The following is a 17,977-nucleotide window of genomic DNA, read 5'->3' as shown; positions in this document are numbered from 1 at the left end:
TTGTTTATTTAAGTTTTATTGTAATATATTTTTTACCTAATTGCCTTAATCTTTTCAAAGATAATATCTTTTATTTTTTGAAATGACTTATTTAAATATGTTTGTTTTTATTTAATTTTATTCTTATTAATTTTTTTAAAACTTTAAACATCTATATTTATTTTTATCTGTTAAAAACCAGTAGATTTCTGTTTTATTTTTTCTTATTTTTTTCATTCTGCTTATTTATTCTAGCAAATTGTATAAAAATTGAAAATGTTTAAATATTTATTTTTTATTAACTTTAATTGATGATTATTTTTCAATTAATCATTTTTAAAATATAAGGGGAGGTGAAAATGTGAAAAGAAGATTGTATATCATATTGCTTGTAATATTGTTGATTTTTGTAGGTATTGGTTCTGTTTCGGCTAGTGATTTCTCATCAACCAACTCATCAAATCTATTGGCTTCTAATTCAACAGACAATGTTGACATTTTATCAGAGGATACTGAGTATGGTACTTTCACTGATTTAAATACACTTATTAATTCAAGTAGTGAAGGTTCTACTATTAATCTTGATAAGAACTACAAGTATTCACCGTCTACCGATGGGGATTATATAAATGGAACACATATTTATACCTCAATTACAATTAATGGTAACAATCATATTATTGATGGTTCTAATATTGCAAGGGCATTCAATATCAGTTCCGGTAATGTGGCTTTCATTAATTGTGTTTTCACTAATTGTAAGGGAATTTATGGTGGAGCCATTTACTCCGATGATTCAATTGCCTCAGTTGATAATTGTGTTTTTGCAAACAACAATGCCTCTGTTTGTGGTGGTGCTGTTTATTCAAATTCCATTGGATCTATTACCAATTCAAAGTTTGTAAATAATACTGCAAATAATTATGGCGGTTCTATATATGTAGATAATGGTAATATAAGTTATTTGACCAATGATTCATTTGTTAATTGTTCTGCATCTTTAGGCGGAGCTATTTATAATAACAATGGAAATATTGGTCCGGTTACTAACTGTACTTTTGATTCACTTAAATCATATGGTCCTGCTGCTGCAATTTATTGTAATGGTAATATTAGTTCATTAATTAACAGTTCCATAAGTAATTCCTCATCTAATAGTTATGGTATGATATCTTATTCTGGAAACTTTGGTGATATTGCAGGATGTAATTTTACGAATATTAGATCCGGAAGTACTGGTGGTGTACTTTATAATTCCAGACCTGGTATAATTGGTTCTATAAAGGATTCTAACTTTAAAAATATTAGTTCACTTATGGGAGGAGCTGTTTATGGTCTATATACAAATATTAGTTCTATAGATAACTGTACTTTTGTTGATATCAATTGTACTGCTCCAGGTAGTGCTATCTACAATTATAACTCTAAAATTGGTAGTATAACCAATTCTGTATTTAATAATTGTAAAACTAATTCTGTTGGTGGTGCTATTTATACTGGTAATATCAGTGCAATTATTAATTCTACATTTAATGACACTAGATCTACTGCTCCAGGTGGAGCTATATATGCAAGTGATGAAATAGGTTCAATAATTAACACTACATTTACCAATATTAATGGGTCATCCTCCGGTGGTGCTATAAATGTTTATGGCAATATCAGTTTATTAGATAATGTTACTTTTAGTAATATTACTTTTAATTACGGTCCTGGTGGAGCTATTAATGCTGGAAATATTGGTTTTATAAACGATTGCAGTTTTGTTAATATTGATCCCTCATCTACAGGTGGAGCAATTAGTGTAAATGGAAATATAAGTTCTATAAACGATACAAAATTCATTAATACATCCTCTGGTGGTCCTGGTGGAGCGATTTACTCAGGTCAAATTGGATCACTGTATAACTGTACATTTTTAAATACATTATCAAATAGTACTGGTGGGGCAGTATCTGTAAATTCAATTGATTCTGTAGTTGATTGTAGTTTTACTAATTTGTCATCACAATATCCTGGTGGAGCAATATTTTCACAAAGTATAGGTTCTGTTTCAAATACCACCTTTAACAACTTAGTTTCTTATATGGGGGCTGCAATATACTCCCGTATTATTGCTAATATAAGTGATTCAGTATTTAATAATGCTACTGCCTTAAATGCCCCTGGTGGAGCAATATTTGCAGATAATATAAGTTCTATCTTAAATTGTATATTTAATAATACATCCGCCACACATATGGGTGGTGCTATATATTCAGCCTATATTGATCTAATCAATAATACTAGCTTTAATAATGGCTCTTGTCTTAACGGTAGTTATAATTTAGGTGGTGCTATATGGTCATCAAATATCAGTTCTATTTCAAACTGTAACTTTACAAATAATTCTGGTAGTTTAGGTGGTGCAATCTATACAAACCGTGCGAATATTACAAACTCCAATTTTGCTGATAATATGGCAGATAATGGTACTGTTTATGGATTGAATATTAATGTGGATAACTGTAACTTTACAAATAATCATGCAAATGAATATGGAAGTGGTTTATACTTTGTCTATTCAAATAACACAGTCAGCAATTCAATATTCATCAATAATCAGGATCCATCTGTTCAACAATTTTCAATAACGCTAATTTAACATTAAATAAAAATACTATTGATATCGGTAAATTTATTTATAATAATGGAACTATTAAAAGTCCCATTACTGTTAATGTAGCAAACTATACCTGTTTCCCAGGTACAAACCTTAAATTAATTACAATCATTAATGATGATAATGGTAATCAGATTATTGCAGGGGATTATAATTATACAGTAAATGGCGCTACTTCTGCACCTGATGACATCTACTTTAATAAGTCTTATATTGCACCTATGGAACTTGGTTCCTATCCAATTGATGTTGTATATGGAAATGGTACAGACATAAACTATAACTATGGTGTTATAGATGTTGTTTCATATAGTGTTGACAATGTTAGCTATGGTGAGGACGTAAAGGTTATTGTTCAAGTTCCAGAAAATGCTACCGGTACAGTCTCAGCAGAGATAAATGGCGAAGCTTATACTGGAAATGTTGAAAATGACATATCCAATATTGTAATTAAAGGATTAAATGCAAGTAATTATACAGCTCACTTAATCTATAACACCCCTGGATATGATCCGAAAAATGTTTATTTAAACTTCACCGTATCCATGATTAATTCCACCGTTGATGTTTCTGCAGATAATACCTCTTATGGTAAGGATGGAATTATAAATATTAAAGTTCCTTCTGATGCTACTGGTAATGTTACTGTTGTTGTTAATGGTGTTGGTTATAGTGTTGGAGTTGGTAATGGTTCTGGTGTTTTATCTGTTTCTGGATTAGATGCTGGCAATTATACCGTTGATGTTAGATACAATGGTGATAACAACTATTATCCGTCAGTAAATTCTACCGGTTTTAGTGTGTCTAAGGTTGATTCTACAGTCAATATTACAGTTAAAAACATTACTCGTGGACAGGATTTAATTATTGATGTTACTGTTCCTTCTGATGCTACTGGTAATGTTACTGTTGTTGTTAATGGTGTTGGTTATAGTGTTGGAGTTGGTAATGGTTCTGGTGTTTTATCTGTTTCTGGATTAGATGCTGGCAATTATACTGTTGATGTTAGATACAATGGTGATAACAACTATTATCCGTCAGTTAACTCAAGTAACTTCACTGTATTTAGCAACATTACAAATAATACTAATAATTCAGGAAAAAACACTACAAATAATATTACAAATGATACTGTAAACAATGATAATGGCTCTAAAATTATAGATTCTGATGATAATACTTCTACAGTAAAAAATCATGTTAAAACTAGTTATAATACTGGTTATCCATTTATTGCATTAATACTTGCAATATTTGCAATTTTAGGATTTGGATTTAAAGATAAAAAATAGTCTAATTTAGACATTGTAGTTTAATATTATTGAAATTTATCAATAATTTATTTAATTTATATATTAAATAAAAAATTACATTTTTTTATCTTCTATTTATCTTTTTTTTTATAATTGGTGAATATTTCTAATTTAATACTTCTTTTTTAAATTTAGTTTAAGGAATTAATCATTTAATAATTTTAATAGATGAATTTTCCTTTTTTAAATTAATAATCTGCTCTTAAAACTATTTTTTCAATTTTTTAATCAAGTATTTAAACATTTTATTTATTCTGTAGATATTTCTTTATATAAAACAATAAGTTTATATATTAAATTAGCTAAGTATTTATGATAAAAAAATTAAATAATTAATCATTACTTTATACGCTTATAGGTGATATGATGAGAATTCTTGATAAGGCTGAGAAGGGAGTCGAACTTGGTAAGACTTTAACTAAATATAGTTACACTAAAGCTAAATCATTGCATGATCCCGAAATGAGAAGAATGACAAGGGAACTTGGAATAAAATGGGCTCGTGTCGGGGAACAAAAAGCAGACCAGGCAATGGATAGGGCTATAGAAGTTGCTAATATTAAACTTGAGGAATCTCAAAATGGTATGGACAAGTTTTCTCAAAGAAAGTTAGAAACCAAGGAAGAAATGCAAAATGCCTTGGATAGGGCAGATATGATTCTAGAATCTAATCAAGATCATGAAGTAGTCCTAGATGATGAGCATAAATTAATGCAAAAACAACTTAAAGAGATGGAAGAACTTAAGAAAAAACAAGCTCAAGAATTATCAGATTTAAGAAATAAAACTAATAATTAATTAATCATATTATAAAGGTGATAAGATGGTATTTTACAAAGCTGCAAAAAAGGGTGTTGAACTTTCAAAAGTTGCTGCAGAATATGGAATTGAAAGGGTAAAACAATATAATGATCCTGAATTTAAAGAACTAGGTATTGAATTAGGTAAAAAATGGGTCAATATTGCCGATGAAAAAACTAATAAAATCTTAGATAAATCTTTAGATTATGCTAATGAAAAATTAGATGAAGTTAAAAATGGTGAGGATGAACTTTCTAAAAAACAGGCGGAAGTTAAGGATCATTTGAAAGATGCAATTGACAAATCAGATGCAAAAATCGATAATGAAAATGATGAATCAGAGGATATTGATAAAGAGATTTCATTGATGAGACAACAATTAAAAGAAAGAGAAGAACTAAGAGCAAGACAGAAAGAAGAGCTTAAAGAACTTGAGAAAAAACATAAAGCAGAACAAAAAGTTGCTTTAAAGGATAAAACTGAGGATCTTAAAGTTAAAAAAGATGAGACTAAAGATTCTATTAAGGATAAAACAGCTAAAGCAAAAGCTGAAGCTAAAGATTTAAAAAACGATGTTAAATCTGCAAAAGATGATTTAAAAGAGGATGCAAGGGCTGTAAGACAAGATCGAAGAGATAAAAAAGCAGCTCAAAAAGCAAATAAAGAATCAGAAGTCGTTGATGTAGATGCTGAAGTTAAAGATGAATAATCTCATCTTTTAATTATTTTAAATTTATTTAAAACCTTTTTTATTCTTTTTTTATATAGTTAATTTATTTTGATTCTATTTTTATTCTTATTTTTTAAAAAGAGATATATGGAGTTTAATTTTTTATATTTTAGAAATATTAATCAAATAGGAAATCTATTTCATTTTCACTTGGAAAATGATAAAATAAAGTAATATTATTATGGTACTGTAAAGTTCTCAATATTTCCTTTATTTTTTTGACAAATAGTTTTAAAATCACATGCGTCACATGTTCTTTGTTCTGCTTCTGCCTTCCAAGCATCCCCTATTTTTATACCTTCCTGTTCTTTAATTAGTGAGGATTCAATCTGATTTACTACAGAATCAAATTCCTTAAGGGAACCTTCAATTTTATCTTTTTGAATAGGTATAATTCTAATGGATCTATCCAATCTAAACTTATCAGATAATGTAGGGTAATAGTTTTCATTACCGTCCCATTCCAATAGGGATTCTTTATCCTTTTTAGAAATCTCAACATCTGTTTTTCCATTTACAATATCTTCCTTAATCAATTTTAAATCTATTATAGAGGGAACCAGTTCATTTAAATAGAATACAATTCCTGCGGCTATAGGTTTTGCATCCTTTTGCTGTTCCCTTAACCAGGAGTATGTTAAAATCTGCCATTCATGTTGTTTATATGTTTCACTATCTGTTGATGGTCTTCTCATACCCTTATAGTCAATGATTACCTCATATTCATTATCTATCTTGTTTTTTAAAACCTCTCTAAAACTTTTATCCTTTTGTAGATATTGGACAATGGTATTCTGATAGGAATCAATTGTTCTTTGGGTGGAGTTATTGATTTTAAATGAACTTAAAACATCGATTACACCATTGACACTGTAATGGTTTGAACGGCTATGTTTCTTATCATAATTGGGCATATCACGAATACCCTTAAGACGTATTTCTGAGGAATCTATTAAAGGAAAAAGATATGGTCCCCAAACGTTTATGGATCTTTCCGCCCTTGCACTTGCTATTCTTGCATAGGGGTTATCTCCAAATTCATAAACTCCTATTTTTTCTTCGGGAAAGTGTTCAGGACAATATTGTTTTGATGGTGGGAATAATCCTCTTGAACGTAATCTTTGATCTATCATTTCCTCAATAGGTCTGATATCCTTATCCCATTGCCATGGGAATTCCAATTTCTCCTCTTCCCATTTAAGATATGCCTCTTCCATAACACCATGAATAAACTCTCCAAACCATAATTGGATAGGCATTGAAGGTGGCAATGTTCCCTTGTTTTGATATCTGTATTGAAGGTTGCATGTTAAAAATGATAAAAGATCTCCAGTTAAACTGTATTCTGGAATAATATATGGTTTTGACCTTGATTTTAAATGCATTTTTTCACTCATTTACCTATTTTTAATTATTAATATTAATTATAGATGGAGGATATTTAAATATATTGATTTTCAATGAATTAATTCTCAAATTCAATTTTAATACTTTTTAAATTTTAATATTTAATATATTAGAAACTTTTTTTAGTATTTTATTTATTATTTTATAGAAATTTTTAAAAATTTTATTTTTATTTTTTTTATAATTCATTGATTTTTTATAGATTTCAAAAGTATATTAGAAAATTTTTTTTAATAAAATATACTTAATATAAATTGATTATTTAAAAAAAATTAAGGATTTGTTAAAAATGTCATCATTTGAAAGAGTAAAGTCAGGAATACCTTCCCTTGATAAAACCTTGGATAATATTCGTTTAGGGGATAATGTAGTTTGGCAGGTTTCTAATTTAAAGGAATTTTCATATTTTGTAGATCCTTTTGTTAGAGAAGCTGTTAGAGAAAATAAAAATATAATCTATGTTCATTTTGGTCAGAATAAACCTTTAATTGATTTAACTGAGGAGGACTATAAAAATTTAAATAAGGAAAAGGAAAATCCAGATAATGAATTTTCAATGATTTATAAAGATGGTATTAAGATATATGAAGTAAATCCCGATAATCTTTTCGAATCATTTACCCTTGAAGTACATAAAATCATTGAAAAAGAGGGCAAAGGAGCATACTTTGTATTTGATTCCTTATCAGAACTACAATCTGCATGGTCTACAGATTTGATGATGGGGAATTTCTTTAAAGTAACCTGCCCCTATTTATTTACACTTGATACGGTAGCATATTTTCCTCTTATACGGGGTAAACATTCATTTGATGCAATAGCCAAGATTAGTGAAACAACTCAATTGTTCCTGGATATTTATTCTAAGGATGATTATCTTTTTATTCATCCGTTAAAGGTTTGGAATAGATATTCCCAAAATATGTTTTTAGGTCATAAATATGAACCAAAAACTGGAAAACTTAAAGCATTAACAGATGGACTTGAGGTTAGTGAGTTTTATAGAGTTATAAATGATGCATCTGCTTACCACAATGAACAGAATACTGATAGTTGGGAACGGTTCTTTGAAAAAACCATGTTGGAATATCAAAATGGAAAGGATATTCAAGATAAATGTGACCAGATGTGTTATATGTTAATGACTAAACAGGAGGATATGGCCGAGAAGGTTAAGGAATATTTTTCAGCTGAAGACTATTTTTCTGTATATGATAGGGTTGTTGGTAGTGGAATGATTGGTGGTAAGGCATGTGGTATGCTTCTTGCACGTAAAATCATTGAACATGATAAACCTGAAATCTATCGGGGATTTGAACCAGACGACTCTTTTTATATTGGTTCTGATTTATTCTACACATATATTGTCTCTAATGATTTATGGGATATTAGAGTTCAACAAAGAACTAAGGAGGGATATTATTCTGCAGGTAGGGAACTTGAAGAAGGTTTAAAGAATGGTGAATTTACAGATGATATTAAAGAGAAATTCAAAAGAATTTTAGACTATTTTGGTCAAAGTCCTATCATAGTTAGATCCAGTAGCTTTCTTGAAGATGGATATGGCAATGCATTTGCAGGAAAATATGAGTCAATATTCTGCGTAAATCGTGGTCCAATTGAACAAAGATTGGAAGAGTTTGAAAATGCTGTAAAAAGAGTATATTCAAGTACTATGAATATATCTGCATTAGAATATAGGAAATTAAAACATCTTGATGATAAAGATGAGCAGATGGCTCTTTTAGTTCAAAGGGTTTCAGGTTCATATTATGGAGACTATTTCTTCCCAACAGCTGCAGGTGTAGGTTTCTCTTATAGTCCATATTTGCCTCTTGAAGAAAGAAGTACTAATAATGGAATGTTAAGGCTTGTAATGGGTTTGGGTACAAAAGCAGTAGATAGAACTCAGAAAGATTATCCGAGAATTGTCAATGTAAACCGTCCAAGGGCACAAACGCAGCCAAATGTAGCTAAAAGACATGAATTTTCACAGCATTATCTTGATTTGTTAAATCTTAAAAAGATTCAAATTGATGAGTTAGATGTTGAGGATGGTTTAAAAATTGTTCCGAGATATGCTAAACAAGCATTGGTAGAACATGATACGGAAGCGGAAAGATTATATTCTGATAGAGGACAACATAGGGAAATTATATTTGTAAACTGTAACGGACTTGTGAATAATAGCAGATTTATAAATCTTATGAAAGAGGTATTATCTACTTTACAGAAGGCATATGATTATCCGGTGGATATTGAGTACACCGTAAATGTAGGTGAAAATCATTCCTTTGTAGTAAATCTACTTCAATGTAGACCATTACAAGTATCCAAAAGTGATGAAAAGATTGAGATTCCTAAAGTTACTGATAATGTATATTTCCATTTTAAGGATTCTTCAATGGGAAGATCTAGAAAAGAGGATATTGACACATTGGTATATGTTCATCCCTACTACTATTATCATTATCCATATAGTGAAAAGCCAAAAATAAGAAATGTCATCGGTAAAATCAATAAGTATTGTAGGGAAAACAATAGAAATTCAATGTTGATAGTTCCTGGAAGATTAGGTACATCATCACCTGAACTTGGAATTCCTGCAGTGTTTGCAGATATTAGTAATTTCTCCGTAATTCTGGAAGAATCCTACAGTCAGGCAGGATATGAACCAGAATTGTCCCTTGGAAGTCATATGTTTCAGGATCTTGTGGAAACTGATATCTATTATGGTGCATTGTTTGAGGATGAAAATAGACTGGAATTCAATAGGGATTTATTCAAGGATTATCCAAATCAGTTAAATAAAATTGATGATGAATTAGATGAGGATATTTATGAAATGATTCATGTATATGAATTTGAAAATAAAAACCTTAAGTTCTATTATGATTTGGAACAGGATGAAACCTTATGTTATTTAGATAAATAAGGTTTATTATAGTTAAATTAGTAGAATCTAATAAGAAACAAAAAGTCAGCAGAATACAATAAACAAAACTAGAAAAATAGAAATAAACTAAAAACGATGAAAAATAAGAAAAAATTAAATTAAGAAATAATTTAGAAGTAAAAAAACTTCTAAACTATTTTAATATTGATAGAGAAAGACTATCCTCTATCATCATATATTTAAATCAGAATGGTAAATTGGTATATCTATTGTATATTGTTGCAGTAGCAGTGTTCCAATTGTTAATGGAACCAAATGTATTTCTTTTTGAAATACAATCTGCAGAATACCATTTACCGTTTACATATACTTCAGTCCAAACATGACCATACCAGCCATCTGTAAAGTGACAGTAACCGTGAACATAACGTACAGTTATTCCTACAGCACGACACATAGCAACATAAAGGTTAGATTGATCACAACAATTACCACTTTTTTTAGCTAAAGTTAATGCTGCACCTTGTTGGGAATTATAATAATAATCGTATAAGACATTATCTCTTATCCAATTAAACATAGTAACAGCTTTGTTATAGTCTGAACTAAGACCAGAAGTTAAACTTTTTGCAAGAGCAGTAATGGATGATGTGTCTTCACCATTTGTTGTATCAATGGCAGTATAGCTTGGAAGTTGTTTATTATTACCATAATATGCGAGGACTCTACTGAATGCTTCAATTAAAGCATTATATGAAACTTTTCCAACAGTTGTTGTTGAATAGTTAGGGCCTTGTTTGTTTTCTAATATGAATTTATAGGTCCTAGTTGCAGAGTCAACATAGCCTGCTTTGTTTAAATTACCATTAACTGCATCCCCCATATTTGGGCTTGATGGTTCATCTAATGAACCGATAACAGGAATATTATTCCAATTATTGGCGTTGATTTGTGCAATAGCTCTAGACTCATAGTATAAGAATTGAGCTAAGGTACATTTATATGAACCAACAGTTACAGTATTTGGTAACTTTTTATTTTTCGCATAATATTCCTTAACTACTTTAGCAGCACTAATAATCTGATTAATTGTTACATATTTAGTTGTTACAGTATTGCTATGAGCAGTAGTTTCTTTACCTGATGTTATAGTAAGATAATCCGGTAATTTTTTATTTGAAAGATAGTAATCTAGAGCAACACTGAATGCCTCGGTAATTGTATTAAATGATGCTCTATTAAGTGTGGTTGTTGAATAGTTAGGAGCCTGCATATAATTTAATATGAATTTATAGGTCCTAGTTGCAGAGTCAACATAGCCTGCTTTGTTTAAATTACCATTAACTGCATCCCCCATATTTGGGTTACTTGCTGAATCAACTGAAGCAATAATAGGTATATTGGCCATATTATTGGAGTTAATTTGTGAGATAGCTCTAGATGCATAATATAAGTATTGAGCTATAGTGACTTTAGTTGAACCAATAGTAACGGTTGATGGAAGTGAGCCATGATCTGCATAGTATTTTTTAACTACTTTAGCAGCATTGATGATCTGATTAATAGTTAAGTATGTAGCTGGCTGACTATTAATAGTAATTTTTTTACTGGCTGAATTACTATTATAAATATTATTTCCAACTATACTTATTTTAGCGGTATATGTTCCTTTACTTAAATTGTATGCAATTTTAACATTTCCATTGGAATCGGTCTTAACTGTATAAAGTTTTCCTGCAATGGTAACATTAACATATTGATTTACAATTTTTTTACCAAGATTATCATATACACTAAAAGTATAATATCCAGTTTTACTGGTAGTTGTAAGGTCATTTGCCTTTATAACATAAGATAACTTTTTAACTACAATTTTTCCAGTTGAATTAGTACTATAACGGTAGGAATCTCCGTTGAAACCATAGGTTACAGTATAAGTTCCCGGATTTAAATTAATCACATATTGTGCTTTACCGTTACTGTCTGTAACTAATTTATAAACAGAATTACCTATTTTAAGATAAATTTCTTTATTAGCTAAAGCGTTACCTTTGAAATCTTTTAGCACAATAACAAATTTAGAACCGTCCTTATAATACATAGTTACATTGGAAGCTGATACTTTAGGATTTGTTTTAGTAATATTATTACTATCTTCCATACTACTTATACCACCATTTAAGGTAGTAGAGTTAACATAGTTTGTATAACCATATCTAAAGTATGAAACACCAACAGCACCACCATCTAGTGCATTTTGAGCATCAGTTTTTAATTCAGATGCACTTAATTTAGTGACATCATCATCAGATTTGTATGATTGTAATACGGTCCATACTTGTGCAGTGCCTGAATGTGCTTTGAAGTAAGCAGTAGTTGATTTAATCCATGAACTACTTGCTTTGTAGTTGCCCTTATAAATCATAGGCATGAGAATATCCACAATTTTTCCCAATTGATCAGAATCTTGACCATAGTAATAAACATTCTGTGTAGTCTCCGGCATTATAATTGCAGCAACTTTAATATTAGGGTTAACTAATTTAACTGAGTTAGTTAAGGTTCTAGTAAACAATGTAATGGAAGATGTTCCATTAGAATATTTATAAGCATTTCCTCCAAATCTTAAATAATCTAAAGCAATGCCAGTTACACCAGTTATTTTAGCATAAGAGATAGCTTCATTTATTTTTTTAGTCCAATAAGCTTGGCCACAGGTTGAAGGATTTACCCAATTACCATCATAGAAACATTGCATCCAGATATATACATTAATATTATATTTCCTTGCATTTGCAATGAAATTTGTTACTGCAGAAGTTCCGTATTTTTCAATAGCATAATAGTTTAAGAAAATATTACCTATATGATTTGAAGCAAGTGTAGCTAAATTTACATTGTTCATATCACTTCCAAATACAAAAATTGAAAATGTATTACTATTCTTTGAACTTGAATTTCCAAGAACACTAATTTTTGAAGATTTAGAAGATCCTTGATAATTACTATTACCACCAAAGGAGGAGGTTATAGTATAATTACCTGAATTTAAATTAATAACAAAACTAGCAACTCCTTTTGCATCAGTCGTTGCATAATAAACAGTATTAATACCACTTATTTTAAACTGAATTTTTTGATTAGCAAGGACTTTACCAGATGCATCTTTAAGGACAACACTATATTTATTGCCGTTTTTATAAACACTACCAGAGTTTATGGTGATAGTGGTTGTTTTTTTAACATTTATATTGTTATTAATTGCTACACTAGAAGGTAAACGGTTATTACTACCATAAGATACAAGTACATCAGCGAAAGCTCTAATTAAATTATTATATGAAACTCTTCCAAGAGTTGTAGTTGAATAGTTAGGACCCTGATTATAATTTAATATGAATTTATAAGTCCTGGTAGCTGAATCAACATATCCTGATTTAGCTAAATTACCACCATTAACATCTCCCATATTAGGGCTGGAAGGTTCTCTTAAAGATTTAACAATAGCAATATTTGCTTTATTACCTGAATTTAACTGTGAAATAGCTTTAGACTCATAGTATAAGAACTGAGATAAAGTACATTTTACAGAACCTATCATCACGGTACTTGGAAGTTTACCATTAGCTGCATAATATTCTTTAACAACTTTAGATGCAGCAATGATTTGATTAATACTTACATAACTAACAGAATTTGCACCTGCAGTGGTTTTAGAACCATATTTAAGGGTTAAATAATCAGGTAACTTATTGTTAGATCCATAATAATCAAGAGCAACACTAAATGCTTCAATTAATCTATTATAAGATACTCTTTTAAGAGTGGTTGTTGAATAGTTAGGGCCTTGTAAATAATTTAATATGAATTTATAAGTCCTGGTAGCTGAATCAACATAGGCGGATTTAGTTAATTTACCGCTTACGGAATCACCACTATTTGGACTGGAAGGCTCATCCATAGATCCTATAATTTTAATATTTGCCTTATTACCGGAGTTAAGTTGAGATATAGCTTTAGATTCATAATATAAGAACTGAGCTAAACTAACTTTCACTGAACCAATAGTGACGGTACTTGGTAATTTACCATGTGAAGCATAATAATTTTTAACATATTTAGCAGCACTAATAATTTGACTAATACTAAAAGTATTAGAGTTTGCAGAACCTGCAGCTTTAGGTTTTACAAGAGAAGAATTACCTACAATAGTATTATTTTTTGTTGAAATTGTAGTATTCTTAACTTCATTAGAAGAATTATTCCTACCAATATTATTTGATGTGGAATTATTTACACTAATATTATTGGGTGTAGAATTATTTTCTAATGTACTATTGGTAACGGATGTACTTACTGTACTGGAAACATTCCCGTTAGGAGCATCCCCAGTATTATTATTATTATTATCATCTGAAACAGTTGCAGATAAGTTGTTTGCACTTCCAATAGCAGACGTACTTAAACCTATTGAATTTGTACTTTCATTATCATAAACATTTTGAACTGAATCTTGAACCGAAGAATTTGACATGCTAACCGTAGTTCCATTATCCGGATCAGTAGCAGAAACTGCACCAACACATAAAAAGATAATGAGAACTAGAATTAAGCTAAAATATCTAAATTTCTTCGACATTTTTCGCCTCCTATTCAAATTTTAAAATTATATCCAAATAACTTTGACTTTTAAAAATCATATAATTAAAGATTTAATAATCTATGAATCCTTATAATTAAAATCATTTTAAAACTATTGAAATAAAATTTAAAAAAACATCAGTAATCATAAAGAGTAGAAAATTATTCCTTAACTTATAATTTTTAAAACTCATGGATTAATGGAAATAATTTCATATATAAATCTAAGTAAAAAATTGTATTTAAAGGTTATGATTAAGAAATAGAGCACAAATCTATTTGTATTAACCAAAAACAGTGCAATACTATTTAAAATAATTAAAATAAGATTAAAATAGAATAAAATTAATATAAAAATCTAAGATTTATCTCAATTAAAATTCAAGTGATACATAGTTTTAAAACTTAAATAGATATATAAAATATGTATCATATCAAATTAAGATAAAATTGAGCTCTGATTTATAAAAATAGAAATGTCTTATTGTATGATAAAGATATTTAAACACTATTAATTATTGGTTTTATCATAACTCTAATTTAATTGAATATATAAAATTCAGATAAAATCATATAAAAATCGATAAAAAAATTGAAAATCATGCTTGAAAAAACAAGTAAACATAGATGTATAATTAAACAATTAACAATTGTAAATTAAAATATTTTACATTAAAAATAGACTTAATAGTTATATTATTTAAGTTTAAAAAAATATTATTAAATAGATTATTAAAAATAGGTGGAAAGTATAGTGGAATTAATTAATATATTGCAACTAACATTAATTAAATCATATACATTTCATTAAAACCTATGAATTCTTCATCTCTATTCCAACCTAATGCGATGTTTGGAATATTTCTATGTTTATCTTTGGTGTCATATCCATATATATTGGAAGTTAGACCAACAAGTATTAAAACATCCTGGGCCCTTGAGAATGCAACAAAATAACGTCTTGTCAGATCATCAAAGGAACGGTCAACCTGGTCCCTTTTAACTATTTTCATATCTTTACTATATTTACGAATTCTATCCTCAAGCTCCTGGTCTTGTCCGCCTTTTTTAGGAAATCTTAAAAAGCTTGTGTTTGCAAGGTCCTTGTCAAATTCAGAACCTACATCAACTATTACGAGAGGAAATTCCAGACCCTTGGATTGATGTATGGACATTATATTAAGTCTATTGTCTGGTAGGGTTTCAAGTAATTCCTCTTCAATACTTACCCCGCCGGATGCAATTGGTATGAATACATTCCAATATAATTCATTGATTGATTTTATTTCTTTTGACTCTGTATCAAAGTATATCTCAGAACCATATTCATTGAAGAATCCTGTCTGGTTAATGGTCTGGGTAATAGCCTCAAGATAAACAATCCCTTCAACATCTTCCTGAAGGTAATCGATCCATGTTAATAGCTTGTATGCGAGATCCATTAATCTGACACTGGAAGGCCATTTATCCATCTTATATGGTTTTCTAAGTTGCCATAATTCTACAAATTCCTTGAGGGTAATGGGACTTACAGGTTCCGGATCCTTATCCATGAATTTACGTGCGTTTTCTCTCCAACGTCTCATAATTCTAAATGATGATTTCGGAATGTTTTTATCCATTTTTTGAATCTTCATGTCAGGGTCAATACATTCTAGCATAAGTCCGCAGAATATTTGTACTGCCTCAATATCCTGAATATCCTGACCACGTGGATTAAAAACTTCCACATTACGTTTTTCAAGTGTTTTTCTAAGATAATATGGGAATTTATAGTTGTGGCCTCTTGATGTTTCCTTTGTTGAGTATGTCAAAAACGCAATATCTGATGCAGAACCGTCCTCACTGTCTAAGCTAATCTCGATATATCTGTCTTCCTTATCTTTGGATTTCAAAGCTAAATTGTTACTGTTATTCAATTTTTCAAAGGATTTGGTATCCACAATATTCTGGACCTTCCTTCTTACAGTTCCCTTATTGATAAGTTCGCTTATAAGATTTGACAGGTCCCTTGCAAGGATTTCCTGAGTGTTTCTGAAAAGACCAATAATCGGTATGTTTTTTCCCTTGTTGTTTTCAGGACATACAATTGGTGGCTTGTGACTTACACGTGCATTCTGATATTTTTCATCTAGCTCCGCAAAATGGTTACATAGATTGATAATATTCTCAGTGGATCTATAGTTCTCCTTAAGATTAATTACATTCACGTAAATGCCTAGTGATTCTGATGCACGTCTTGGGAAATTGGTAAACAAATCTACGGTTGCCCCTCTAAAACGGTACAATGATTGGTCATCATCACCTACAACCGTTATATTTCCGCCATTTCTAATTGCAAATTCGGCTATCTTAAAGTAAATCTTCTCCTGTAGGAGGTTTGTGTCCTGGTATTCATCTACAAGAACTATTTTAACATTGGATAAGAAGTCTTCAAATTCTTCATTTTCAAGTTTTTCAAGGAATAAATCCTCTAGCATCGGAAAATCAATACTGTTCCGTCCTCTAAGTTCCTTTTCATACTCGTCAATAGCATCCAAAACCTGAATTTGTCCAGGATCTGTTGATGTTTGTCTTACTTCCTCCATATCAACAACATCATAGTACATCTTATTTTTAATGGATAGAATCATTTGACTCATCATGGACGGATTTTTGATTTTATCCCTACCCTTTAGCTCTCCAAGGTATTTTTGAAGGTCCTCGTTAAGGTAACGGTCATTTCTATAAAGGCCTACATTGGTCATAGCTGATTCTGTAACAAAGGATTCAATGACATTAGGTAAATTGGTACCTGGCTGACGGTTGACTCTAAGTAAATCCTGTGCAACACTATCTACGGTACCGGTTAATATTTGGTTAAAATCAATATGGGCTATTTTTCGAATTTTTTCAAACTCATAACCTTTATTCATACTTTCATTTAAAAGGTAATCCTTGATTTTATATCCCCAATCCAATATTCTACTGGTTAGCTCATCTGCAGCTTTTCGTGTGAATGTGGTGGCAACAATCTCCTCAGGTTCAACATCATCTACAAATAAATATTTCAATATTTTAAGTACAATCACAGTTGTTTTACCAGAACCAGGACCTGCTACAATAAAAAGAGATTGATTTAAACCAGCTTGAATAGCAGACTTTTGATCTTGATTTGATGCTATATCCCTTTCAAGTATCTTAACTACAATCTGTTCGAATTCCTCGTAACTAATCATATTAACCATTAAAAAAAGATTTTTATAGAAAAATATTTGTTATTACTATTTATAAAAGTTTAGTGTGTTTTTGAAAACTAATAATAGTTTTGATAGGTTTTATAATATAAATTTATTCTTATTAATTATTTCTAAATCGGTTCTATAATATAATATTTTTAATAAAAAAACTGTCTAGTAGAATTATATGAATTTTAATTTAAAAGATTTTCTACTATTATTCTAACTTAAAGACTAAGTTACAGCAAATCTTAGAATAAATTTCAGTGAGATATTTATTTTCATATGCTAGGTTAATTAGTTTATATATAATAATTATATATATTATAT

Annotated in this window: 8 protein-coding genes; 5 read left to right on the top strand and 3 right to left on the bottom strand. The window is 29.6% G+C overall.

Features of this window, described 5'->3' with window-relative positions:
* The first annotated feature begins 340 nt into the window (after nt 1-340).
* From ABM4_RS04345 to ABM4_RS04330, 4 genes are all read left to right on the top strand, one after another.
* Entirely contained in the window at nt 341-2,623 is a 2,283-nt protein-coding gene (locus ABM4_RS04345; protein ID WP_048200852.1) for a hypothetical protein, read from the top strand.
* A gap of 239 nt (nt 2,624-2,862) precedes the next feature.
* On the top strand, nt 2,863-3,933 hold the full coding sequence (locus ABM4_RS04340) for an Ig-like domain-containing protein (RefSeq protein WP_048200850.1): 1,071 nt from the start codon (nt 2,863-2,865) through the stop codon (nt 3,931-3,933).
* Between the two features lie 387 nt (nt 3,934-4,320).
* A complete protein-coding gene (locus tag ABM4_RS04335) occupies nt 4,321-4,752 on the top strand; it encodes a hypothetical protein (RefSeq protein WP_016358460.1) in 432 nt (143 codons plus the stop codon).
* Between the two features lie 25 nt (nt 4,753-4,777).
* Nucleotides 4,778-5,464 (top strand): hypothetical protein, encoded by a 687-nt coding sequence (locus ABM4_RS04330; RefSeq protein ID WP_016358459.1) that lies wholly within the window; start codon nt 4,778-4,780, stop codon nt 5,462-5,464.
* Nucleotides 5,465-5,664: 200 nt separating this feature from the next.
* On the opposite strand, the gene ABM4_RS04325 is transcribed toward ABM4_RS04330, so the two are convergent.
* The gene (locus ABM4_RS04325) at nt 5,665-6,870 is read right to left on the bottom strand and encodes a PD-(D/E)XK nuclease family protein (protein WP_016358458.1); all 1,206 of its coding nucleotides are present in this window, start codon (nt 6,868-6,870) and stop codon (nt 5,665-5,667) included.
* A 311-nt stretch (nt 6,871-7,181) separates the two neighbouring features.
* Here ABM4_RS04325 and ABM4_RS04320 point away from each other — a divergent pair, with 311 nt between their 5' ends.
* Nucleotides 7,182-9,827 (top strand): PEP/pyruvate-binding domain-containing protein, encoded by a 2,646-nt coding sequence (locus ABM4_RS04320; RefSeq protein WP_016358457.1) that lies wholly within the window; start codon nt 7,182-7,184, stop codon nt 9,825-9,827.
* A gap of 205 nt (nt 9,828-10,032) precedes the next feature.
* On the opposite strand, the gene ABM4_RS08760 is transcribed toward ABM4_RS04320, so the two are convergent.
* The gene (locus tag ABM4_RS08760) at nt 10,033-14,427 is read right to left on the bottom strand and encodes a transglutaminase domain-containing protein (protein ID WP_016358456.1); all 4,395 of its coding nucleotides are present in this window, start codon (nt 14,425-14,427) and stop codon (nt 10,033-10,035) included.
* Nucleotides 14,428-15,217: 790 nt separating this feature from the next.
* Entirely contained in the window at nt 15,218-17,647 is a 2,430-nt protein-coding gene (locus ABM4_RS04310) for a DEAD/DEAH box helicase (RefSeq protein WP_048200848.1), read from the bottom strand.
* Between the last annotated feature and the right edge of the window lie 330 nt (nt 17,648-17,977).

The sequence above is a fragment of the Methanobrevibacter sp. AbM4 genome (assembly GCF_000404165.1).
Taxonomy (GTDB): Archaea; Methanobacteriota; Methanobacteria; order Methanobacteriales; family Methanobacteriaceae; genus Methanarmilla; species Methanarmilla boviskoreani.
This window is presented reverse-complemented; position numbering and strand designations above follow the sequence as displayed.